Here is a 23,530-nt window from a genome sequence, read left to right on the forward strand (position 1 = left end):
GAGGAATGTCTATGCATCCGTTTCGCCCCGTCGAGTTAAAGCATGCCAGCCGTTTGTTGAACCATGGCCCTACTGTTCTGATTACCAGCCGCGATGAATCCATTGATCGCCGTAATGTGATGGCGGCAGCCTGGTCAATGCCGGTTGAATTTGAACCGCCGCGTATCGCGATCGTGGTGGATAAAAGTACCTGGACGCGTGAGCTGATCGAACGCAGCGGGAAGTTTGGTATCGTCATTCCCGGCGTGGCAGCGGCCAACTGGACCTGGGCGGTGGGCAGCATCAGCGGACGCGATGAAGACAAATTCAACTGCTACGGCATTCCAGTAGTGAATGGTCCAGTCCTCGGCTTGCCGGTGATTGAAGAGAAATGTCTGGCGTGGATGGAGTGCCGTTTACTGCCAGTAACCTCTGCGGCAGAGAAATATGACACGCTGTTTGGTGAAGTGGTTTCTGCGGCAGCCGATGAACGCGCGTTTGTCGAAGGGCGCTGGCAGTTTGACGGCGATAAGCTGAATACACTGCATCATCTGGGGGCCGGGACATTTGTGACGAGTGGGAAGATAGTGAAGGCGCTGGATTAATTTCACTGATTCTATTTGGCTTAATTATCATGATTTTGTATGGCATTTTATGTTTACCATGACGGTATAAAACGGAGGATATTTTCGGAGTTGTTGCATCAGCAATTTCTCCTTAAGGAAATATTTATGTCATGGAATAAAAGCGAAGCCGTTTCATATGCCCGTAGTCACGCTCACCATGAAAGTATGGGTTATTGTGCCCGCGCTGTGGCCGCGGCGATACGCGCTGGCGGATTGAAAATTGAAGGTGCAGACGCTAAAGATTTTTGGCGCTCTCTAGAAAAGGCGGGTTTCAGTAAAACCTACGGCACACCCATTGAAGGGGATGTTGCAGTTATAGATGCATTACCCGGTGATAACCAGCATGGACATACCTGCATCTATGACGGCTCCGGTAACTGGTATTCTGATTTTAAACAAAGGACACTTTACCCCGGTCCAACATACCGAAAAATTCAGCCAAAAATTACACTCTACAGGCATCCATGATGAAAAAAATATTACTTTTACTCTGCATGCTGTCACCTATTGTTAATGCCAGTCAGTCCAGTCCGGCCAAACAAGCCGAGGAATTCAATAAATGGTATGTTGGCCAGATAGCAAAAGATATTTACCCGATCATTACCGGTCGGGAGATCGATAAATACGTCACAGCCTCAACAATGAAAAAACTTCGTCATACGCAAGAACCAGGATATGGAGAAGAAAGTGACGTATTTTACGATGCAGATTTGTTTTTAAAGGCCCAGGATATTCGCGATGATTGGCTCTTGAATGTCACTGCGATCGCAGTAGACACCGATCCAGTGTGCGTGAACGTATACATCGCATTCGGAAAAAAACAGGATCATATTGTCATTGATTGTATGGTCAAGGAGAACGGAGACTGGAAGGTGCAATCAGTCGCTAACGTTGAATTTTCACGAAATATGAAAAATTAACAGAGCGACCATATGTCACGGGGCCTTTACGAATCCCTGTCGTAGCAATAAAAGCACATGGTAGCCCAACGACTACCATGTGTGATTAATTAACTCTTCACTCGCCGCGCAATAATCTCATCCGCAACATTACGCGGTGCTTCCGCGAAATGATGGAACTCCATCGTATACGTCGCGCGCCCCTGCGACATCGAGCGCAGCGTGGTGGCATAGCCAAACATCTCCGCCAGCGGCACGTCCGCACGAATAATCTGGCTGCCGTACTGCTCTGCCATCCCCTGCACCATGCCGCGGCGGGAGGAGAGATCGCCCATAATATTCCCGGCGTACTCTTCCGGCGTTTCGACCTCAACGTGCATTACCGGCTCAAGAATAACCGGGTCCGCTTTGCGCGCGCCCTCTTTAAAACCGAGGATCGCCGCCATGCGGAAGGCCATCTCTGAGGAGTCCACGTCGTGATACGAACCAAACGTCAGGGTAGCTTTCACATCAACAACCGGATATCCCGCCAGCACGCCGGTATTCATGGCTTCGCGCAATCCTTTTTCTACGGATGGAATATACTCACGCGGTACCACGCCGCCTTTGGTGGCATCTTCAAACGTAAAGCCACTGCCGGGTGCTGTCGGTTCAAGGCTCAGTACCACATGACCGTACTGCCCTTTACCACCGGACTGGCGGACAAATTTGCCTTCAATATCTTTCACCGCTTTACGCAGCGTTTCACGGTAGGTCACCTGTGGACGACCAATGTTCGCCTCAACGCCAAACTCACGCTTCATGCGGTCGACGATAATTTCCAGATGCAGTTCCCCCATCCCGGAAATAATCGTCTGTCCGGATTCCTCGTCAGTATGGAGACGGAACGACGGATCTTCCGCCGCCAGACGCTGCAACGCGATACCCATTTTTTCCTGGTCGGCCTTCGTTTTTGGCTCGATCGCCAGGGAGATGACCGGGTCCGGGAACTCCATCCGTTCAAGGGTGATCACGGCATTCGGGTCGGTCAGGGTATCCCCCGTGGTGACATCTTTCAGCCCCACGCAGGCCGCGATGTCGCCCGTTCGCAGTTCATCCACTTCATGACGATCGTTAGCATGCATAAGCACAATGCGTCCGATGCGCTCTTTCTTCCCTTTCACCGGGTTATACACCGCGTCGCCTTTTCTCAGCACGCCGGAGTAGACGCGGATAAAGGTCAACTGCCCGACGTACGGATCGCTCATCAGTTTGAAGGCCAGCGCCGAGAACGGCTCGTCATCAGACGGGTGACGCTCTGCGTGCTCCCCTTTTTCATCCACACCATCAATAGCAGGCACATCCAGCGGCGACGGCATCAGCTCAACAACCGCGTCGAGCATCCGCTGTACCCCTTTGTTTTTAAAGGCACTGCCGCACAGCATCGGCTGGATTTCACCGGAAATGGTCCGAATACGCAGCCCCTGGATAATTTCAGCCTCGTCGAGATCGCCCGTCTCCAGATATTTATCCATCAGGGCCTCACTGGCTTCTGCTGCGGCAGAGACCATTTTTTCCCGCCATTCCTGGGCGGTGCTGAGCAGCGCGTCAGGCACAGGAGCATAGCTAAACACCATGCCCTGCGTCGCGTCGTCCCACACGATGGATCGCATCTTGATCAGATCCACCACGCCGGAGAAGTGATCTTCTGCGCCCACCGGGATCACAATCGGCACCGGATTGGCTTTCAGACGCTCCTGCATCATCCGCACCACGCGGTAAAAATCGGCTCCCGGACGGTCCATTTTATTCACGAACGCCAGCCGCGGAACGTGGTATTTGTTCGCCTGACGCCAGACGGTTTCGGATTGCGGCTGCACGCCACCCACGGAGTCATACACCATCACGGCACCGTCGAGCACACGCATGGAACGTTCCACCTCAATGGTGAAATCCACGTGCCCTGGCGTGTCGATAATGTTGATCCGGTGCGGTTCAAAACCTCTGTCCATACCTGGCCAGAAGCAGCTGACAGCCGCAGAGGTGATGGTGATCCCACGCTCCTGCTCCTGCGCCATCCAGTCGGTAGTTGCCGCGCCATCGTGTACTTCACCCAGCTTGTGGCTCATCCCGGTGTAAAACAGGATGCGCTCAGTGGTGGTTGTTTTACCGGCATCGATATGCGCGGAGATACCGATGTTGCGATAACGTTCGAGAGGGATGGGTCGGGGCATAATAGATCCTTAGTCATTAAGACATCTGTGTGACGACCGGGATGGTCGCGTGTTCGTTCGTTTGCTATAATAGTCCCATTGTACGAGTATTATCGAACTATTTTTTAACACCATGCCTATTGTTGATATAGCTCAATCTGACTTTTAACGCAGGAAAACGATGACCCCAAACCACCCGGAACCTGAACAAATACTGCTGGAAAATGTGCTTTTCGCGCTCGGTAACCCGCTCCGCCTCTCGATTATCCGCAGGCTCGCCGATGGCAGTGAGCTAAGCTGCAACGCGCTACGCCCGGACGATGTGGTGAAATCCACCATGACTCACCACTGGCGCGTATTGCGTGACAGCGGCGTGATCTGGCAGCGCCCGCAGGGGCGAGAGAATATGATTTCACTGCGCAGAGACGATCTGGATGCCCGTTTTCCAGGGCTAATGGCGATACTGCTGAAGGTTCGGTGATCATGCCGGGCGATCATTCTGGCGTACCCGGCATAAACCGCCTTACATCGAATACCCAGGCTTTTTAATCAGCTCATCCAGTTTGGGCCCAATCTCCGTATCCCAGACCTGCGCTTTCCAGTCTTCCGGCTGCACCTGATTCAGGGCAACAGACACGGAACTGTCTTTGCTGTCGAAATGGCGAATAATCACCTTCGCGATATCTTCCGCCAGCGCGGTTTTTTGTTGGTCATTCAGATCGCGGGGGAAACATTTAATATCAACGTGTGGCATGTGCAGGCTTCCTGTTGTGAGTGAGCGTTCCACGTTATCAGATTATCTCGTTGGCTTTTAACACCTTGTGCAGTTCAGGAAGCTGACAAACCGTGTCCGCAATGGCCGTTATCTTCGGTGTATTTACCGCAAACCATTCATGCCGTGGCCCCCAGGTACGCGCCACTGCGATATAGACGTCAAGCAGGGTCAACCGTTCGCCAAACGCAAAGGGCGAGGCTTTCAGCTGACTGTCAAACCAGAGATAGAGTGACTTCCGGTACTCAATGCAGTTTTTCTGTAGCTGTTCCGGCGCATCGGGCACCCAGCGTTCCGGGTAATCGGCATAGGTAAAGGTGGGATAGACGTTCGCCACAAACCAGATGAGCAAACGCTGAAACTGCTGGCGCTCGGCCTGCCCCACAGGTGGTGCAAGATCCGGGCATCTGTCCAGTACCATCAGGGCAATCGCCGCTGTTTCGGTCACGATCGCCCCGTTCTCCAGCTCCAGAGTCGGCACCTGACACAGCGGATTGAGTTTTTGCAGCAGCTCGCGCTGCGGGCCGGGCTGATCAAACCCATCCACGTTGATAAACTGGTAAGGAATGTCTGCCAGGGTCAGCATCACTTCACTGATTGCCGAGCCCCAGCCGGGTACGCCATAGAGTTTAATCATGTTGCCCCCTCAGGGATGAAAACCCTAAGTGTAGAGCACGATTAGTAGGTTATCCCTGGCGGGTTAACGTCCGATGTTGCCACCGCTTCGCCCTGCTCGCCCCAGCGCGCCAGCACCTTCTGGTACTCTCCACGCTGAATCGCACCATCCAGCGCGGCCTGCAATGCGTACACCAGTCCGTTGCCTTTTTTGGTTGTCGTGGCGACATACGCTTTCTTCGGCCCTAGGCCCACCACGCGGGTTTTACCGGTCAGCGCCGCTTTATAGGCGGAGACCGACTGCGGCCCGAAGAAAACATCCGCCCTGCCGGACTGAATGTACAAATTGCCTGAGGCATCATCGGTAAGATAGACCGGCAACGCAGGCTCACGCCCGGCCTTTTTGTTCTCTTCGTTCCAGCCCAGCAGAATGCGCTCCTGATTAGTGCCGGAGCCTACAATCACCTTTTTACCCGCCAGATCTTCAGCGCTCTTGATTGACCGGACATCGCTGGTGGATTTCACCGAAAACGCCAGCGAATCGACGCGGTAGGTCGCAAAATCAAATTTCTCTTTGCGCTGTTCGGTGACGGCAATGTTCACCAGCGCCACATCATAGCGTCCGGATGTTATTCCCAGCGGCCAGTCCTCCCACGCCGTTGGCACCAGTTTCAGCTTCAGCCCTAAACTGCCCGCCAGTAAACGGGCGATATCCGGGTCGCTGCCGATGCGCGTGCGGTTATCGCTGGCGAGCAGCGCCAGCGGCGGTGAGTTAAGCGCTGAAATGGCGACCGTGAGCGTGCCCGGCTCAACAAATTTGTAGTTCGCCGGGATCTTCGCCACCGCCTGCGGATCGACCGTTACCGGCAGCGGCCGTTCGTTGGCATTCAAATCGATACTGGCATAGCTCGCTGTGGTAAACACCAGACCAGCCAGAAGTCCATATTTCATCTGCACTCCTTACAGCACTTTAGAGAGGAACTGGCGCGTTCGCGCGTGTGACGGACGGTTCAACACCTCGTCGCTGCTCCCCTGTTCAACAATTTTACCGTCGACCATAAACACCACCTGATCCGCCACTTCACGGGCAAAGCCGATCTCATGGGTGACCACCACCAGCGTGGTGCCGGAGCGGGCGAGCTTTTTAATCACGTCCAGCACTTCACCAACCAGTTCCGGGTCGAGTGCGGAAGTCGGCTCATCAAACAGCATTACGCGGGGACGCAGCGCCAGCGCGCGGGCAATGGCGATACGCTGCTGTTGACCACCGGAAAGATGGCGCGACCAGGCGTCGGCCTTATCGCGCAATCCCACCACATCCAGCAGACTGTATGCCCTTTCCACCGCCTCTTTTTTGCTGAGTTTCTTATGCGCGACAGGCGCTTCAATCAGGTTTTCCAGCACCGTGAGGTGCGGAAAAAGATTAAAGTTCTGGAACACGTAGCCCACATTGACGCGCTGTTTGAGGATCTCTTTCTCTTTCAGCTCGTAGAGTTTGTCACCCTGACGGCGATAGCCGATGTAATCCCCGTCTATCTGGATAAATCCCTCATCGACGCGCTCCAGGTGGTTGATGGTGCGCAGCAGCGTCGATTTTCCCGAGCCGGAAGGCCCGAGGATCACCGTGACCGATCCCGGCGGGATCTCAAGCGAAACGTTATCAAGTGCTTTGTGACGGCCAAAAAACTTACTGACCCCGGTAATGGAAATGTGTCCTTCAGGAGAGGCTTGCATGGACGGGCTCCTGTGTTTGCGTGTTCGGGACGGTGCGGGTACGGCTTGGCGAACGGCTCTGGTTCACCGCCGAACGGCGTTCACTGCGGGCGAGCCCGCGCTCGACAACATGCTGAATGGCAGACAATACGGTGGTAATGACCAGATACCACACGGCACCGACCATCAGCAGCGGGATCACCTCCTGGGTGCGGTTGTAGATCATCTGAATGGTATAGAACAGCTCCGGCATCGCCAGCACGTACACCATCGCCGTACCTTTTGCGAGGCTGATAATCTCATTAAAACCGGACGGCAGAATGGTGCGCAGCGCCTGCGGTAAAATGATGCGCACGGTGCGACGCCAGGCAGGCAGACCGAGCGCGGCGGCGGCTTCATACTGACCGTGATCGACGCCGAGAAAACCGCCGCGGATGATTTCTGCGGTATAAGCGCTCTGCACCAGCGTCAGCCCTACGACTGCCGTGGAAAACTGCCCCAGCACGTTGATGGTTTCAAAACTGCCCCAGGTAATACCCGTAAACGGCACGCCGAGGGAGAGCGTGTCGTAGAGATAGGAAAAGTTGTAAAGGATGATCAACACCACAATCAGCGGCAGCGAACGAAACAGCCAGATGTAACCCCAGGCCAGGCTGCTCAACAGCCACGATGAGGATAATCTTGCCAGCGCCAGCATGCCGCCGAACGCCACGCTCAGCACGGTGCCAATCAGCGTTAACAGCAGCGTCTGCCCCACGCCCTCCAGGATCACCGGATCAAAGAACCAGCGGGCAAACACCGCCCACTCCCAGCGTGGGTTAAAGGCCACGGACTGAATCACGACCGCCAGCACAAACAGCGCCACCACTGCACCAACGGTTCGCAGCGGATAACGCGCCGGGACCACCTTAATGGTTTCAACGTTGCTCATCGTCGTTCCTCATGCGGTTTTGCTGAACGCTTCGCGTACCAGCGTTTTGGTGAAACGCAGCCGACCGTCAAACGGCGGCAGGCTGTACTCTTCCGGATCGCGCTCAAGATCGAACTGCGGCTGATACCCCTGGCTGATATAGAGCCTGACCGCTTCCGGCTGACGAAAACCGGTGGTGAGGTAGATTTTGCTATATCCTGCCAGCACCGCCCTGCGCTCCAGCTCCTGCACCACGCGGGCAGCAAGCCCCTGCTGACGCAGGGATTTATCCGTCCAGATGCGTTTAATTTCGGCTGTCTGTTCATCAAAGGGTTTGTATGCGCCAGTGGCGATAATTTTCCCGTCGCGCTCCAGCACGATAAACAGCCCCTGCGGCGCTAAATACCACTCGGTGAGTTCCACTTCCGCGTCTTTAGAGAAGTAGTCTCCGTAACGGGCCGCATATTCACCGAACAGCCCCTCAATAATGGGCTGGAGTTCGGCATCTTCCGGTGAAACATCGCGAAATTGTTCATTCATGGTGCCTCCTTAGTCTCCCAGGCCCGCCGGGTTCACTTCTGATTGAGGAATGCGCTCAACGCCTTCCCCCCAGCGGTTCAGCACTTTGTCGTAATCCCCGTTTTTGATCACCCCGTTAAGCGCGGTTTGTACCGGCTCAACCAGTCCGCTGCCCTTTTTAAGCGTCACCGCGATATGCGCCGCTTTCGGCCAGCCGCCATCGACGCTGCCGACCAGTTTGGTTTTCCCGGTTAATGCTGCTTTCCATGCGCCAATCACGTTCGGACCAAAGTACGCATCCGCACGGCCTGACTGAAGCGCCAGCGTTTGCGCCGCATCGTCTTTGGTGTAGACAGGGGTAAAGGCTTTGAGACCTTTTTTGAGGTTCTCGTCATTCCACGCCAGCAGGATCGCTTCCTGGTTGGTGCCGGAGCCGACGATAATCCGCAGCCCGGCGATGTCTTCTGCCTTCTGGAGCGACGCGATCGGGCTGGTCGATTTCACGTAGAAACCGAGGGAGTCTTTACGGTAGGTGGCGAAGTCAAACTTCGCTTTGCGCTCTTTGGTGACGGTGATATTGCTGATGGCCGCGTCATATTTGCCGGATGCCACGCCCAGCGGCCAGTCCTCCCAGGAGGTGGGTACCACGTTCAGCTCCAGCCCCAGGCTGTCGGCCACCAGGCGGGCGATGTCGACTTCACTCCCCAGCAGCGTTTTGTTGTCATCGGAGAAAACCGTCAGCGGCGGTTGATTCAGACCCGCCACCGCGACGGTAAATTTCCCCGGTACGGCAAAGCGATAATCTTTCGGCAACTGTGCGACCGCATCGTTATTTTTGGCGGTATTGACCGGCATTTTATTCGCCTCAATGCTCACACCCGTTCCGTTAATATTCACATTCTCTGCCCAGACGGCAGGCGTAAAGGCCAGCGCGAGCGCCAGAATAAGCGAGGTTTTCTGCATAGCGGTGTTCTCTTTTATTGTTGTGTGAACTGATTTTTCGGTTCGTCTAAGCCCAGGCTTTCGCGCAGCGTGGTGCCAGGGTATTCGGTGCGGAACAGGCCACGGGACTGCAGAACAGGCACCACCTGCTCAACAAAGCGCGGGAAAGTATCCGGCGTGCCGCCCTGAATGATGAAACCGTCAGCCGCATAGTGCTCAAACCAGGCCTGCAGCCCATCCGCCACCTGCTCTGGCGTGCCGGAAAACCGCGGGCGCGGTGATGCCGCTTCAAGCGCGACCTGGCGCAGAGTTAAGCGGCGCTCACGGGCATTGCGCTTAATTTCATCGGTAGTGCTGCGGAAGCTGTTTTTACCCAAATCGCCGATGTCCGGGAACGGTTCGTCGAGCGGATACTGACTGAAATCATGATGTTCAAAATAACGCCCGAGGTAATTCAGGGCATCCTTAATCGACACCAGCGCCGCCGTGGTTTGATACTGGTTTTCCACGTCATCGGCGTCTTTACCCACAATCACGCTCACGCCCTGGAAAATATGCAAATCAGACGCGCGACGGCCATTGATTTCCAGTTGCTGTTTCACATCGCGATAAAAGGCTTTTGCCTCGTCTAACGTTTCATGATGGGTAAATATGGCGTCGGCGTGTTTCGCGGCCAGCTTTTTCCCGTCATCCGACGCGCCAGCCTGAAATACAATCGGGCGTCCTTGCGGGGTACGGCCAATATTCAGCGGCCCGGCGACCTGGAAGAAATCACCGTGGTGATTGAGAGTGTGCAGTTTTGCAGGATCAAAAAACTGACCACTCTCCTTATTTCGCACAAAGGCATCGCCCTCCCAGGAATCCCACAGCCCTTTCACCACTTCCAGATACTCATCCGCAATGCGGTAGCGCAGCGCATGCTCCGGGTGTTTATCGCGCGAGAAGTTTTTCGCTGATCCTTCCAGTGGCGAAGTCACCACATTCCAGCCAGCCCGCCCGTTGCTCAGGTGATCAAGGCTGGCAAACTGGCGTGCCACGGTAAACGGCTCGCTGTAGGAGGTGGAGAGCGTCCCGACTAAACCCAGACGCGAGGTAATACTGGCCAGCGCGGATAATACCGTCAGCGGCTCAAAGCGGTTTAAAAAATGCGGTATAGATTTCTCATTAATATAGAGACCATCGGCTACAAATAAAAAATCGAGTTTTCCCTCTTCCGCTTTTAACGCCGTCTCTTTGACGAAATCAAAATTGATACTGGCATCTGCGACGGCCGCCGGATGACGCCAGGCAGACATATTTCCGGATGCACCATGCAAAATGGTTCCCAGCCGCAATTGTCGGGTTGCAGACATATTCACCTCTTATGAATTAAATGTGTTGCAGTGCTTTTTCCGCGAGCTGTGCAAAATAGCGGGCAGCGGGTTCAATTAATGCTTCGTCCGGGTTAAAGGCCGGATGATGTAAACCAAACGGGCTATTGCTGCCAATGCTGACAAAGGCTCCGGGGATATTTTGCAGATAGACCGCGAAATCTTCCCCGCCCATATGCAATTCGGCGTGCCGGGTTTCATATCCCACTTCACGCGCCACCGACGTGGCGAACTCCGCCCAGCGCTCGTCATTCACCAGGGCGGTTGGCCCGGCGTACCAGGTAATATCAATCTGAGCGTTAAAGGCGCTGGCAAACCCGGCGGCAATTTCCCCCACCCGCACTTTTACGTTCTGCTGCACTTCCATGCGGTGCGTGCGCAGCGTGCCTTCCAGCTCAACGCTTTCGGGCAGGACATTCCAGGTATTACCACCGGCAATACGCGTTACGCTCAGCACCACAGAATCCAGCGTATTGACGTTGCGGCTGGCCACACTTTGCAGCGCCGTCACCAGCTGGCTCGCCAGAACAATCGCGTCGTTGCCTTCGTGTGGACGCGCCGCGTGGGCACCTTTGCCGGTGATGCGGAACACAAACCGGTCGACATTGGCATAAAAGGGACCACCGCGGGTGGCAAACTCGCCTACCGGCAGCGACGGCTCGTTATGCATCCCGAAGATTGCGCGAACGTCATGTAACGCACCGGCCCGCACCATGCTTTTCGCACCACCAAAGTTCTCTTCCGCGGGCTGGAACAGAATGCGCACGCGTCCGTTAAGCGAGGCGGCGCGCGCTTTCAGCCTCAGCGCCGCACCGAGGATCACGCTGGTGTGGATATCGTGTCCGCAGGCATGCATTACGCCGGGCCGCTGCGAGCTAAATGGCACACCGCTGCGCTCCTCAATCGGCAAGGCGTCAATATCTGCCCGTAGCGCAATCAGCTTTTTACCGCTCCCGATTTCCGCCACCAGACCGGTAGAGAGTTCGTAAGGCAGCGGCGTGATACCCGCGTTTGTCAGCCAGTCGCGCAGACGCGCAGTGGTTTCGACTTCCTGACCAGACAGCTCAGGGTTCTGGTGCAGCTCGCGACGCCAGGCGATCAGTTGCTCAGCAAAACTCATGCAGAAACCTCCTTGCTGAGTCGTGCCTGCCCCAGCAGACGCAGTGACTGTACGCGCGTCGCCCCCTCCGACACTGGTGTATCGATAATAAATTCGTCGATACCCCACTGTTGATGCAGGGCATCGAGTTGCGCCAGCACCGACTCCGCCGTCCCGGCCAGTAAAGATTGCGCCCGGCGGGCAATGCGTACCGGCTCACTGCCAGCCTGACGCGCAAAGGCGTAGGCTTGTTCTTCGCTTGCCACGGTGACGCGCTGTCCGTTTGCCAGTTCCACGCCCCATACTTCCACCTTTTGTGCAAGCGCATCCGCCTGAGCCTGTGTCGCGGCGACGATAACCTGCACCGCCACAATGACGTCGTGGGCACTGTTTTCACGCCAGGTGGTGATAACCTCGCGCAGCAGTTCCGGATCGCCATTCAGGTGAGCGGCAAAGACAAAGTGCCAGTTGAGCTTTGCGGCCAGCAGCGCGCTTTCGGTGCTCGCGCCCAGCAGAAAACCCTGCGCAGGTTCGGGCGGCAGCGGCGTGGCGCGCGCGATCTCCTCCGCTGAGTGATTTTCAGGTCGCAGCCAGCGATTCAGTTGCGCCAGTTGTTCGGCAAAACTGCCCTTTTCCTGCTGATTCAGTCCGAGTTGTAGTGCGCGGGTAGAGAGCGGCAATCCGCCTGGGGCTTTCCCGACACCCAGATCCACGCGACCCGGTGCCAGCGCAGCCAGCACGTTGAAGTTTTCAGCCACTTTGTAGGGGCTGTAGTGCTGGAGCATGACGCCGCCCGATCCCACGCGGATACGCCTGGTTTGACCCAGAACCCAGGCAATCAACAGTTCCGGTGAGGGGCTGGCCAGTTGCGGGGTGTTGTGGTGTTCGGCAATCCAGAAGCGGTGATAGCCCAGTGTTTCCGCCTGTTGCGCCAGGCTTAAGGTTCGCGCCAGCGCATCGGTCGCCGTTTCGTTTTCAGCTATAGGGCTTTTATCCAGAATGCTGATTCGCCAGGACATGTTGCTTTCTCGTTTGACTTAACATGTCGTCATTATTAAAGGTGGATTTCACCTCTGAGAAACAATTAATTTACATTTGGTTTGCCAGAAATCAGAAATGCAAAGCCGGGTGGCTTCAAAAGAGAGTGGTTTCAACCCTGTAAATGAAACCATACGTCGGTTTGCCAGTTTGCCTGAAAAGTGCATTTCTCACTTTTTATTTCACTTAAGTGATTTGTTTTCGTTGACGTTAAAAATATCTCACCTTGTTTATTTTCAATTTTATTACACTGACTTAATTAAACCGCTAAAAATTATTTAATTCAGGGTATTTCACACAACATAATATTCAGAGAGAATATGCCCACGGTAAAACAAAAGAATAACGTTTTAATCTTGCTTGAATTTTTATTGGCGGCTTCTTTTTACTTATACATCACCATGGAGTTACTCATGAGGCGTAACACCCCCGTTACACAAAACGAGTATTTGCTTAACGAAGGTACGACGTTAATGTCGACAACCAATACGCAAAGCCATATTACCTACGCAAATTCAGCCTTTATTAAAGCCAGTGGATATCATGAGGACGATCTTCTGGGTGAGCCTCATAATGTTATCCGCCATCCTGACATGCCTGCCGGGGCCTTTGGCGATATGTGGTTTACTCTTCAGCAAGGCGAGAGCTGGACGGGGTTGGTCAAAAACCGTCGCCAGAATGGGGATCACTACTGGGTGCGGGCCAACGTCACGCCGGTGTATCAACATGATGCATTAACTGGCTATATTTCAGTACGTAATATTCCTGCCCGTGAAGAGATCGATGCCAGTGAAAAACTCTACCAGAAAATTCGCAACAACGAATTAAAGCAGTATCGTTTTTATAAAGGATTATTGGTGCGTAAGGGGATATTTTCCTTTCTGTCACTGTTTAAACGTCTCAGCACCCGCAAACGGATCAATTATGGCATCGTGGTTACCGCCCTTCTCTCCGGCTCACTGATTTATTTATTGCCTGCAGGAATAACTCAAATGTGTGGGCTGGTCGCTCTTTTTATTGCGCTGGCGTTTTATTTGCACGTTCAAATCTCAGGCCCACTTAACACCATTGTTTGCCAGATGCAGCGCATCGTTTCTGGCCGTAAAACGGACTACGTTCATTTTAACCGGGTCGATGATATTGGCCTGATGATGCGGCTGGTGAATCAGTCCGGGTTAAATCTTAGCTCACTGGTAGACGATGTCGGCACGCAAATCAGCGGTATTGGAACCATTAGTCAGCAGGTGGCGAAAGAAGGTACCGCATTACAGGCACGCTCTGAAGAGACTGCCGATGATCTCCGGCAAACCGCAGCGGCGGTTGAAGAAATTGCCAGCGCCGTACAGCAGACGGCAGAAACAGCCAGGGAAGCAATGCAGATGGCGGATCGCACCCGCGCCAGTGCCCACAGCGGCGAAGCGATGATGAAAGAGACTATTGGCATGATGCAGTCGGTGTCGCGGGATAACAGCCAGATTGTCGATATCATCGGCGTGATTGACCGTATCGCCTTCCAGACCAATATTCTGGCGCTAAATGCCGCCGTTGAAGCCGCACGCGCAGGTGACGCCGGACGAGGTTTCGCCGTTGTGGCAGCAGAAGTGCGTAACCTCGCGCAGCACTCCGCAACAGCGGCAAAAGAGATCAAAACGCTTATCGAGAAGAATGTCTCCAGCGTTAATTCCGGCGTGGAAATGGTGGAACAAACCGAAACGCAGTTGACGGTGATGATTGGCAACGTCCTGCGGATGTCTTCCCTGATTAAAGAGATCGGCCATGCCACGCAGGAGCAAACGCAGGCCTTAGCGCTCATCAACGCATCCATCTCCCGCATCGGCATGATGACGCATAACAATACGGGGATGGTAGATAGCGTCACCAGCGCCGCCAATCACCTGACGCAGCGCACCACGCGTCTGAAACAGGCCATTTCGGTCTTTGGCGGTTAGCGGTTCGGATACTGCTCGTCGGTCACTTTTTCCAGCCATTCAACCGGGCTGCCGTTTACCGCTTCGGCGATGGCAATATGCGTCATCGCCGTTTCGGCGCTCGCCCCGTGCCAGTGTTTAACGCCAGGCGGTATCCACGCGATATCGCCCTGATTCAGCGGTTCCGCCTCTTTGCCCCACTCCTGTAACCAGCCGCGCCCCTGGGTAACGATCAGCGTTTGTCCGAGAGGATGCGTGTGCCACGCGGTACGTGCAGCCGGTTCAAACGTCACCGTTGCGCCCCCCACTTTTGCAGGCTCTGTTGCCTGAAACGGCGCATCAATACGCACGGCACCGGTGAACCAGGCTTCCGGTCCCTTAACTGAAGGTAATGAACCGCTACGGATAATTTTCATGGTGTACTCCTTCGTTTGCTGTTGCGCTAACAGTAGCGCAAAGGTGCCGTAAGCATTAGACTGCATAATCAGAAAGGAACCATGAATACAATTCATGAATGGGTGAATCCACGATGCTAAAAGACAATTTTAACGACCTGCTCTCTTTTATGGTGGTTGCCCGCGAGCGAAGTTTTACGCGTGCGGCTGCGCAGCTCGGCGTGTCGCAATCTGCGTTGAGCCATGCCATGCGCAATCTGGAAGCCCGGCTGGATGTCCGTCTGCTGACCCGCACCACCCGCAGCGTTGCGCCCACCGAGGCTGGTGAACAACTTTTCATGCGCTTAAGCCCGCATCTGCTGGAAATCGAGCAGGAACTGACGGCCCTGCGTGATACGCGCGATCGACCGGCGGGAAATATCCGCATCACCGCAGGCGAGCATGCGATGTCCGCCGTGCTGTGGCCCGTGCTTAAACCGTTTATGGCGCGCTATCCCGACATCAACGTCGAAGTCACGGTGGATAACGGTCTGACGGACATCGTCGATGGGCGTTTCGACGCCGGGGTGCGTCTGGGTGAACAGGTGGCGAAAGATATGATTGCCGTGCGGATCGCGCCGGATATGCGTATGGCGGTAGTGGGCTCGGCGGATTATCTTGCCCGTTTCGGCGTACCCGAGACTCCCGAGCAGCTTAACGCGCACCGCTGCATTAATATGCGCCTGCCAACGCGCGGGGGACTGTACGCCTGGGAATTTGAACGTGACGGCCGCGAACTGCGTGTACGGGTTGAGGGTCAGCTCACGCTGAACAGCCTGCCACAGCGCATTGACGCCGCAGAAAATGGTCTGGGGCTGGCCTATGTACCGGAAGACACTGTCCAGGACGCGATTGCGAAGGGGCGGTTAATCCGCGTGCTGGAGGCGTGGTGCCCGGCATTTGACGGCTATCATCTTTACTACCCAAGCCGCCGCCAGCACACCACTGCGTTTGCTTTGCTGGTTGACGCACTGCGCAAACCGTAATCGGGATACTGAACGTTATTTGTGACAACGTCACGTTAACCGCCTCCCGTTTCTCGCTGAGTCGATGCTTGATACCACCGTGTGATCATTAAGCAAAGCTGATGATTAAAGCAGCACCTTTCTCGCCGTTTTGCCTAAAAAAACGCCACGATTCAGCGCATTGTGATCCCCGTCTGCTCTGACCACACAATTTCCTTCGACATGCATCACTTTCGGCACGGTTATATTTTGCGTCGCTTATCGATTGCGGGTAGGATGCCTCGCCATGTTTCGCCTTATCCATACGCAGAATGACTGGAAAGGCAGCATGTGTCTGCGCAGAGGCAATCGTTTGTTTCGCCCCTGCCAGGGACGACTATCATGACTATGGTTCAGACAGGTAACTCAATGAAAACAAGCAATAAAAGCGCAGCCGATCATCATGCTGCGAAACGTCGCTGGTTGAACTCTCACGAAGAGGGCTATCACAAAGCGATGGGCAACCGTCAGGTTCAAATGATCGCCATCGGCGGCGCTATCGGTACGGGTCTGTTTTTAGGTGCAGGCGCACGACTGCAGATGGCAGGCCCTGCTCTCGCCCTGGTTTATCTGGTGTGCGGGATTTTCTCTTTCTTCATTCTTCGTGCGTTGGGCGAACTGGTTCTTCACCGCCCTTCCAGCGGCAGCTTTGTCTCTTACGCCCGCGAATTCCTCGGTGAGAAAGCCGCTTACGTGGCGGGCTGGATGTACTTCGTCAACTGGGCGATGACCGGTATCGTCGACATCACCGCCGTTGCGCTGTATATGCATTACTGGGGCGCGTTTGGCGATGTGCCACAGTGGGTGTTTGCCCTCGGTGCGCTGGCAATCGTCGGGACCATGAACATGATTGGCGTGAAGTGGTTCGCTGAGATGGAGTTCTGGTTTGCGCTGGTGAAAGTGCTGGCGATCGTGGTGTTTCTGGTGGTCGGTACGGTATTCCTCGGCAGCGGTAAACCGCTGGATGGCAATACCACAGGCTTCCATTTGATAACCGATAATGGTGGTTTCTTCCCGCACGGCCTGCTGCCTGCGCTGGTACTGGTTCAGGGCGTGGTGTTTGCCTTTGCGTCGATCGAACTGGTTGGTACGGCTGCAGGTGAATGTAAAGATCCCCAGACCATGGTGCCAAAAGCTATCAACAGCGTGATCTGGCGTATCGGCCTGTTCTACGTTGGCTCCGTGGTGCTGCTGGTGCTGCTCCTGCCGTGGAACGCCTACCAGGCAGGACAAAGCCCGTTTGTCACCTTCTTCTCTAAACTGGGTGTGCCTTACGTGGGCAGCATCATGAATATCGTTGTGCTGACCGCTGCGCTCTCCAGCCTGAACTCCGGCCTCTACTCTACCGGCCGTATTCTGCGCTCCATGTCGATGGGCGGCTCCGCACCGAAATTCATGTCGAAGATGAGCAAGCAGCAGGTGCCTTACGCCGGTATCCTCGCCACGCTGGTGGTGTACGTTTTCGGTGTGTTCCTGAACTATCTGGTGCCATCTCAGGTGTTTGAGATCGTGCTGAACGTTGCCGCGCTGGGCATTATTGCTTCCTGGGCCTTTATCGTGGTCTGCCAGATGCGCCTGCGTAAAGCGATTAAAGAAGGGAAAGCGGCGGATGTGAGCTTCAAACTGCCAGGCGCGCCCGTCACGTCATGGCTGACCCTGCTGTTCCTGTTCAGCGTACTGGTGCTGATGGCGTTCGACTACCCGAACGGCACCTACACTATCGCAACCATTCCACTGCTGGCTGTTCTGCTGGTTGCTGGCTGGTTTGGTGTGCGCAAACGCGTCTATGAGATCCACAGCACCGCGCCTGTTCATCCTGATGATGAAAAACAGGACGGCCCGCTGATTGAAGAGACCTCGCGTTAATAAAAAAGCCGGGTGGCGGCTTCGCCTTACCCGGCCTGCTACTCATGGTTTTTGTAGGCCCGGTAAGCGCAGCGCCACCGGGCAATCCCCACATTAGAGCACGATACGAATCACATCGTCAGGCTGAGTGGCTTCCTGCTGACGGGTGGATTTCTGCTTCACCGTCACGTACAGGGTTTTACCATCGGCAGAGAGCGCCAGGCTGTTCGGGTAGACCGGCGTATCGTAGGTTTTCGTCACTTTATAGGTTTTTGCGTCAATCACGCTCACCTTGCCCGCTTCGCGGTGCGTCACATAGGCTTCGTTACGTGCCGGGTTAAACAGCACCGCCAGCGATTCTGGCGCAGCGATTTTCTCGATGACGCTGCCATCTTTCAGGCTGACCACCAGCACTTCCGGCTGTTTTGAATCGGTAATAAACGCACGCTGTCCGGCGGTATCCAGGCTCAGGTTCAGGTAGAAGTGCTCTTTCCCGTCATCCTGCACTTTTTTACGGCTCAGAATTTTATTGGTCGCTGTATCAATCGTTACCAGCTCGCCGTCCGCATTGGTGGTATAGAGGCGTTTTGCCTGCGCATCCAGCGCCAGACCGGTGCTGTATTTACCGGTATTGGCAATCGTGTCCTTCAGCTTCAGCGTTGCGCCATCAACCACCCAAATCACGCTCTCGTTACCGATACCGGTGATGTAAACGGTATTGGTGGTGTCATCCGCCACCAGCTCGCGTGGATGCAGGGGTTTGACTGTGTCACTGCGTTTGCGGTCATCCAGCACCAGACGCCCTTTCACATCACCCGTTTTGGCATCGATGGCGGTCACGGCGCTGTTAGTGGTGTTACCAAACCACAGCGTCTGCGTCGCTTTGTCGATCGTGGCACCAAACGGTTTGAGATCGTTATGAATGGCCTGCGTCACTTCCAGCGTGACTGGATCAAGACGATAGACAATACCGCCCTTGTCGGTTTTGCGGCTTTGCGATGTCGCGACCCACAGCGCATTCTCCTGCTGGCTCACGGCCATCTCATAAGCGCCTTTTCCTACCGCTTTGCGCAGCATGTCTTCAGCAGCATGAACCTGGAACGATCCGGCAAACAGTAAAGAGCCTACCAGCAGAGAGCCACGCAGGCGCGGCGAGCACAGATGACGTAAAGACATAACAATTCCTTTTTAAAAGAGGGGATGTACTACTGACATTGCTTCCGGCAGGCGAAGTCATGGCTTCGCCGCTATTTTAATGAGAATAGTAATCATTAATCGCATGAATGTGGAGTTTTTCTTTCCCTGAACACCTTTCATTAACGCAATGTGCGGTTATAGTTTTCAAAAGATTTACAAAAGATTTAACATGTATGCACATGTTCCATTTGGTTCGTTTCTTTTCCTTAACCGGTTTACTTCATGAAAATCATTTCTGCCCATAAGGCAACTCTCCCGCTGTTGCTGGTTCCTGTCATTTTTGGCCCTCTGAGTGCGATGGCCGCAGAAGAACAGACCATGATCGTCAGCGCCACGCCGCAACCCGTCTCGGAGCTGGATACACCCGCAGCGGTCAGCGTGGTGAATGGCGACGATATGCGCCAGGCTGCACCGCGTATTAACCTTTCTGAATCCCTCGGCAGCGTCCCTGGCCTGCAAATTCAGAACCGCCAGAACTATGCACAAGATCTGCAGCTCTCAATGCGCGGATTCGGTGCGCGCTCGACCTTTGGCGTGCGCGGCATCCGCATGTATGTGGACGGCATTCCGGCGACCATGCCGGACGGCCAGGGGCAGACGTCCAACATTGACCTCAGCAGCGTAGAGAGCGTTGAAGTGCTGCGCGGCCCCTTCTCTGCCCTCTACGGCAATGCGTCAGGCGGCGTGATTAACATCAACACGCAGACCGGACAACAGCCGCCAACCCTTGAAGCCAGCAGCTACTATGGCAGCTACGGCACCTGGCGTTACGGTATGAAAGCGACCGGTGCAATGGGCGATGGCACACACGCGGGAGATGTGGATTACACCGTTTCCACCACCCGCTTCACCACCAAAGGCTACCGCGATCACAGTGGCGCACGTAAAAATCTTGCCAACGCGAAGCTGGGCGTTCGCATTGATGACGCCAGCAAGCTGACGCTGATCTTCAACAGCGTGGACATGAAAGCCAACGATCCGGGCGGGCTGGATTATCAGGAGTGGCGGGATAACCCGCGCCAGTCTCCGCGCGGCGATCAGTACAACACCCGCAAGACCATCAAGCAGACGCAGGCCGGACTGCGCTATGACCGTCAGTTGAGCGATCAGGACGATCTCAGCGTGATGATGTACGCCGGTGAGCGCGAAATGACGCAGTACCAGTCGATTCCTTATCAGCCGCAGCTGAAGCCGACCCACTCCGGCGGCGTGATTGATATGCAGCGCCACTATCAGGGCATTGATACCCGCTGGACACACCGTGGTGAGTTGCTGGTTCCTGTGACGTTTACCACCGGTCTGAACTACGAAAACATGAGCGAAGATCGTCGCGGCTACGAGAACTTCGTGATGGACAACGGCGCACCCGATTATGGCGTTAAGGGCGACAAACGCCGTAACGAACGTAACCTGATGTGGAACGTCGATCCTTATCTGCAAACAAGCTGGCAGCTCACACAAAAACTGTCGGTAGATGCGGGCGTGCGTTACAGCTCGGTCTGGTTCGATTCCAACGATCATTACATAACGCCAGGTAATGGCGATGATAGTGGAGACGCGAGCTACCATAAATGGCTCCCGGCAGGCTCGGTGAAATATGCGGTCACTGACGGCTGGAATCTGTATGCTGCCGCAGGACGCGGTTTTGAAACGCCGACCATCAACGAACTCTCCTACCGTTCTGACAACCAGGGCGGACTGAACATTGGTCTTAAGCCATCCACCAACAACACGTATGAAGTGGGCAGTAAAACCCGCATCGGCAATGGTCTGCTGACGGCGGCGCTGTTCCGCACTGATACTGACGATGAGATCGTCGTGGATGCCAGTTCCGGCGGCCGTACCAGCTACAAAAATGCCGGTAAAACGCGCCGCCAGGGTCTTGAAGTGTCTCTGGATCAGCAGTTTGCAGAAAACTGGAAGCTGAAAATGGCCTGGACTTACCTTGACGCCACCTACCGCACCAATGTGTGCAGCGATGCAGACTGTAACGGTAACCGGATGCCAGGTATTGCCCGCAACATGGGTTATGCCTCGTTTGGCTGGCAGCCTGAAGAAGGCTGGTATGCGGGAACTGACGTGCGCTACCTGAGCGATATCATGGCGGATGACGAGAACACGGCGAAAGCGCCCTCTTACACCGTCGTCGGCCTGAACAGCGGGTATAAGTTTAACTATGGCAACTGGGGCATGGATGTCTTTGGTCGCGTCGATAACCTGTTTGACAAAGAGTATGTGGGCTCTGTCATCGTAAATGAATCCAACGGACGTTATTACGAACCGGCCCCTGGTCGTAACTACGGCGTTGGCGTGTCAGTGTCTTACCGATTTGAGTGAGTTAAAAACCGGCTACGGAAGTGGCCGGTTTTTTTATGGTGAAAATAATAATTTCCCCCGGAAAAAATGCGCCGGGAATTAGCCACCAGATTATATTAAAAATATAAATACGCGCCTTGCTAAATAATTCCTTAACTAAAATATTGCCGTTGTAAAAGTAGATTCGCTTCATCAATGGCTTTATCTATCGCCTTTTGGCTGGCTGCCACATCCCTTCGCTCAAGCGCGGAGAGCAAATCCGCATAATGATAAGTCGCGGCGGGTACGTCTTTCAGCTCTTCATGCAGATAGTTAATGCACGGACCAATCCGCACCCACAGTTGTTCAATTAATGCACTGAGGGTGGGCATTTCAGCATATTGGTAAAGCGTAAACCGAAACACACGGTTGGCGTGCAACGCTTTCTGTACATTTCCCTGACGCATGGCCTCATGGAAAATATCCGACAGTTCGCGCAGCGTCGCCAGTTTGCTCTCCGACATATGCTCGCAGGCCGCGGCGACGGCCATCGGTTCAAGCTGCTTTCTGATGGCATTGATCTCGTTATAGCGATCCAGTGTCACCTCGGGCACCAGGAAAGCCTGGGCCGGTGTGGCATGCAGAGCGCCAGCAGACACCAGACGTAAAAGCGCCTCCCGGACAGGTGTGATGCTGGTGCCTAATTTATCTGCAATCTCTTTGGTGATCAGCCGGGCCCCCGGTTTAAGCGAGCCCGTAATTAACGCGCCCTTCAAACTGATCTCCACTTGCATGGTGAGGCTGACCCTTTGAGCTTTTTCTAAATGATCCAAATCAAGCATGTTTAATTCCCGTAGCCAAAACAAAATGCTATTTACAGCGTCAGTTTAAAAAACGACGCCGGTTCGATATATCCTGTATCGTCATGCCTGGTGATGAGGAGTACGCATAAAACGCAAATGCTGCACATTTTATTTTTCTTTTACTCTTCGGCCCATCTGTGCTGAGGGTGCGTAAAGTTTAGCTGATTTAATTAAAGACAATATATCGTATCTTCACAAATAATTATGGCGGAGAACCCGCCATATCCGTTTAATCAGTTATCTGTCGCGACGCGTATCACCACTTTGCCAAAATTTTTCCCTTCCAGCAGCCCGATGAGTGCCTGTGGCGCATTTTCCAGCCCATCCGTAACCTGCTCACGATAATGGATTTTGCCCTCCTGTACCCAACGGCCCATTTGCTCCTGAAACTCACTGATTCTGTGGCCGTAGTCCTGCCCGATAATAAAACCTTGCATCCGGATACGTTTCTTCAGGATTGTCGCCATCAACAGCGGTAAACGGTCCGGGCCATCCGGTAGCCCCGTCGCGTTGTAGCCACTGACCAGGCCACACACCGGCACGCGCGCGGAGGTGTTCAGTAACGGCAACACGGCATCAAACACTTTCCCGCCGACGTTTTCATAATACACATCAATACCTTGCGGACAGGCTTTCGCCAGCTGTTGTGCGAAATCAGCCGCATGGTGATCCAGACACTGGTCAAATCCCAGTACCTCAACCGCATGGCGGCATTTTTCTGCGCCACCGGCAACGCCAATGACCCGACAGCCTTTAATTTTGCCGATTTGCCCCACCGTTGCCCCAACCGGCCCGGTCGCCGCCGCGACAACCAGCGTCTCACCGGCTTTCGGTTGCCCGATATCCAGCAGCCCCATATAGGCCGTAAAGCCCGGCATTCCCAGAATGCCCAGCGACCACGAAGGGTGAGACGGATTTTCGCCCAGCTTCACCAGCCCTTTACCGTCAGACAGTTCGTATGTCTGCCAGCCGCTGTAGCCAAGCACCCATTCCCCCTCTTTATAATCAGGGTGACGTGATTTTTCGACACGGCTGACCGTCCCGCCCACCATCACCGCGTTAATCTCAACCGGCGGTGAGTAGGATGGCGCATCGCTCATTCGGCCACGCATGTACGGGTCCAGCGACAGCCACACCGTGCGTAACAGCACCTGTCCCTCTGCGGGCGCGGGGATCGGCTGTTCTTCAAAGCGGAAATTTTCTGCCACTGGCGCACCCTGTGGGCGTGAGGCCAGCACCCAGCGACGATTTTGCGCTACAGATTGACTCATAGATCGCTCCTTACTTGTG

At 54.6% G+C, this 23,530-nt stretch carries 21 protein-coding genes and 1 pseudogene; 8 read left to right on the forward strand and 14 right to left on the reverse strand.

The window, feature by feature from the left end; all coding sequences use genetic code 11:
- Nucleotides 1–11: 11 nt before the first annotated feature.
- The 3 genes from EoCCA6_RS01560 (at nt 12) to EoCCA6_RS01570 (ending at nt 1,525) form a co-directional block, all read left to right on the forward strand.
- On the forward strand, nt 12–584 hold the full coding sequence (locus EoCCA6_RS01560) for a flavin reductase family protein (protein WP_152081165.1): 573 nt from the start codon (nt 12–14) through the stop codon (nt 582–584).
- Nucleotides 585–710: 126 nt separating this feature from the next.
- A complete protein-coding gene (locus EoCCA6_RS01565; RefSeq protein ID WP_152081166.1) occupies nt 711–1,073 on the forward strand; it encodes a CHAP domain-containing protein in 363 nt (120 codons plus the stop codon).
- Nucleotides 1,073–1,525, forward strand: coding sequence for a DUF3828 domain-containing protein (locus tag EoCCA6_RS01570; RefSeq protein WP_152081167.1), 453 nt, complete (start codon nt 1,073–1,075; stop codon nt 1,523–1,525). Before EoCCA6_RS01565 ends, EoCCA6_RS01570 begins: the two co-directional genes overlap by 1 nt.
- Before the next feature lie 89 nt (nt 1,526–1,614).
- Here the strand turns inward: EoCCA6_RS01570 and fusA are convergent, their stop codons facing one another.
- On the reverse strand, nt 1,615–3,717 hold the full coding sequence (gene fusA / locus EoCCA6_RS01575; protein ID WP_152081168.1) for an elongation factor G: 2,103 nt from the start codon (nt 3,715–3,717) through the stop codon (nt 1,615–1,617).
- 160 nt (nt 3,718–3,877) lie between these two features.
- On the opposite strand from fusA, the gene EoCCA6_RS01580 reads away from it, so the two are divergent.
- Nucleotides 3,878–4,177 (forward strand): ArsR/SmtB family transcription factor, encoded by a 300-nt coding sequence (locus EoCCA6_RS01580; protein ID WP_152081169.1) that lies wholly within the window; start codon nt 3,878–3,880, stop codon nt 4,175–4,177.
- A 42-nt stretch (nt 4,178–4,219) separates the two neighbouring features.
- Here EoCCA6_RS01580 and pptA read toward each other — a convergent pair whose 3' ends face one another.
- The 9 genes and pseudogenes from pptA to EoCCA6_RS01630 form a co-directional block, all read right to left on the reverse strand.
- Complete coding sequence (pptA, locus tag EoCCA6_RS01585) at nt 4,220–4,450, reverse strand: tautomerase PptA (RefSeq protein WP_152081170.1); 231 nt, start codon at nt 4,448–4,450, stop codon at nt 4,220–4,222.
- 37 nt (nt 4,451–4,487) lie between these two features.
- Entirely contained in the window at nt 4,488–5,105 is a 618-nt protein-coding gene (locus EoCCA6_RS01590; protein WP_152081171.1) for a glutathione S-transferase family protein, read from the reverse strand.
- A gap of 41 nt (nt 5,106–5,146) precedes the next feature.
- Nucleotides 5,147–6,034, reverse strand: coding sequence for an ABC transporter substrate-binding protein (locus EoCCA6_RS01595; RefSeq protein ID WP_152081172.1), 888 nt, complete (start codon nt 6,032–6,034; stop codon nt 5,147–5,149).
- Nucleotides 6,035–6,043: 9 nt separating this feature from the next.
- Nucleotides 6,044–6,817: an amino acid ABC transporter ATP-binding protein gene (locus EoCCA6_RS01600; protein ID WP_152081173.1), complete on the reverse strand. Its 774-nt coding sequence runs from the start codon at nt 6,815–6,817 to the stop codon at nt 6,044–6,046.
- Nucleotides 6,801–7,727, reverse strand: a complete 927-nt coding sequence (locus EoCCA6_RS01605) for an amino acid ABC transporter permease (protein ID WP_152081174.1) — start codon at nt 7,725–7,727, stop codon at nt 6,801–6,803. The genes EoCCA6_RS01600 and EoCCA6_RS01605 overlap by 17 nt, the downstream gene beginning before the upstream one ends.
- A gap of 9 nt (nt 7,728–7,736) precedes the next feature.
- Entirely contained in the window at nt 7,737–8,246 is a 510-nt protein-coding gene (locus tag EoCCA6_RS01610; RefSeq protein ID WP_152081175.1) for a GNAT family N-acetyltransferase, read from the reverse strand.
- 9 nt (nt 8,247–8,255) lie between these two features.
- Nucleotides 8,256–10,519, reverse strand: a pseudogene (locus EoCCA6_RS21615) (NtaA/DmoA family FMN-dependent monooxygenase).
- 16 nt (nt 10,520–10,535) lie between these two features.
- Nucleotides 10,536–11,657, reverse strand: coding sequence for an amidohydrolase (locus tag EoCCA6_RS01625; RefSeq protein ID WP_152081178.1), 1,122 nt, complete (start codon nt 11,655–11,657; stop codon nt 10,536–10,538).
- Complete coding sequence (locus EoCCA6_RS01630; protein ID WP_152081179.1) at nt 11,654–12,655, reverse strand: MsnO8 family LLM class oxidoreductase; 1,002 nt, start codon at nt 12,653–12,655, stop codon at nt 11,654–11,656. The genes EoCCA6_RS01625 and EoCCA6_RS01630 overlap by 4 nt, the downstream gene beginning before the upstream one ends.
- 432 nt (nt 12,656–13,087) lie before the next feature.
- Here EoCCA6_RS01630 and EoCCA6_RS01635 point away from each other — a divergent pair, with 432 nt between their 5' ends.
- Nucleotides 13,088–14,623, forward strand: coding sequence for a methyl-accepting chemotaxis protein (locus EoCCA6_RS01635; protein ID WP_152081180.1), 1,536 nt, complete (start codon nt 13,088–13,090; stop codon nt 14,621–14,623).
- Here EoCCA6_RS01635 and EoCCA6_RS01640 read toward each other — a convergent pair.
- Nucleotides 14,620–15,018 carry a (R)-mandelonitrile lyase gene (locus EoCCA6_RS01640; protein WP_152081181.1) on the reverse strand — a complete coding sequence of 133 codons (399 nt, stop codon included), beginning with the start codon at nt 15,016–15,018 and terminating at the stop codon, nt 14,620–14,622. The genes EoCCA6_RS01635 and EoCCA6_RS01640 overlap by 4 nt on opposite strands.
- Nucleotides 15,019–15,131: 113 nt before the next feature.
- Here EoCCA6_RS01640 and EoCCA6_RS01645 point away from each other — a divergent pair, with 113 nt between their 5' ends.
- Together EoCCA6_RS01645 and ansP are read left to right on the forward strand one after the other, a co-directional pair.
- Nucleotides 15,132–16,022 (forward strand): LysR family transcriptional regulator, encoded by an 891-nt coding sequence (locus tag EoCCA6_RS01645; protein ID WP_152081182.1) that lies wholly within the window; start codon nt 15,132–15,134, stop codon nt 16,020–16,022.
- A 387-nt stretch (nt 16,023–16,409) separates the two neighbouring features.
- A complete protein-coding gene (gene ansP / locus EoCCA6_RS01650; protein ID WP_152081183.1) occupies nt 16,410–17,906 on the forward strand; it encodes an L-asparagine permease in 1,497 nt (498 codons plus the stop codon).
- Nucleotides 17,907–17,999: 93 nt separating this feature from the next.
- Here ansP and yncE read toward each other — a convergent pair whose 3' ends face one another.
- The gene (yncE, locus tag EoCCA6_RS01655) at nt 18,000–19,061 is read right to left on the reverse strand and encodes a 7-bladed beta-propeller protein YncE (protein WP_152081184.1); all 1,062 of its coding nucleotides are present in this window, start codon (nt 19,059–19,061) and stop codon (nt 18,000–18,002) included.
- A 243-nt stretch (nt 19,062–19,304) separates the two neighbouring features.
- On the opposite strand from yncE, the gene pqqU reads away from it, so the two are divergent.
- Nucleotides 19,305–21,419: a TonB-dependent receptor PqqU gene (gene pqqU, locus EoCCA6_RS01660; protein ID WP_152081185.1), complete on the forward strand. Its 2,115-nt coding sequence runs from the start codon at nt 19,305–19,307 to the stop codon at nt 21,417–21,419.
- A 131-nt stretch (nt 21,420–21,550) separates the two neighbouring features.
- On the opposite strand, the gene EoCCA6_RS01665 is transcribed toward pqqU, so the two are convergent.
- Nucleotides 21,551–22,219, reverse strand: coding sequence for a GntR family transcriptional regulator (locus tag EoCCA6_RS01665; protein ID WP_152081186.1), 669 nt, complete (start codon nt 22,217–22,219; stop codon nt 21,551–21,553).
- Nucleotides 22,220–22,473: 254 nt separating this feature from the next.
- Nucleotides 22,474–23,511 (reverse strand): NADP-dependent oxidoreductase, encoded by a 1,038-nt coding sequence (locus tag EoCCA6_RS01670; protein ID WP_152081187.1) that lies wholly within the window; start codon nt 23,509–23,511, stop codon nt 22,474–22,476.
- Nucleotides 23,512–23,530: the final 19 nt, after the last annotated feature.

The organism is Enterobacter oligotrophicus (assembly GCF_009176645.1).
GTDB lineage: Bacteria > Pseudomonadota > Gammaproteobacteria > Enterobacterales > Enterobacteriaceae > Enterobacter > Enterobacter oligotrophicus.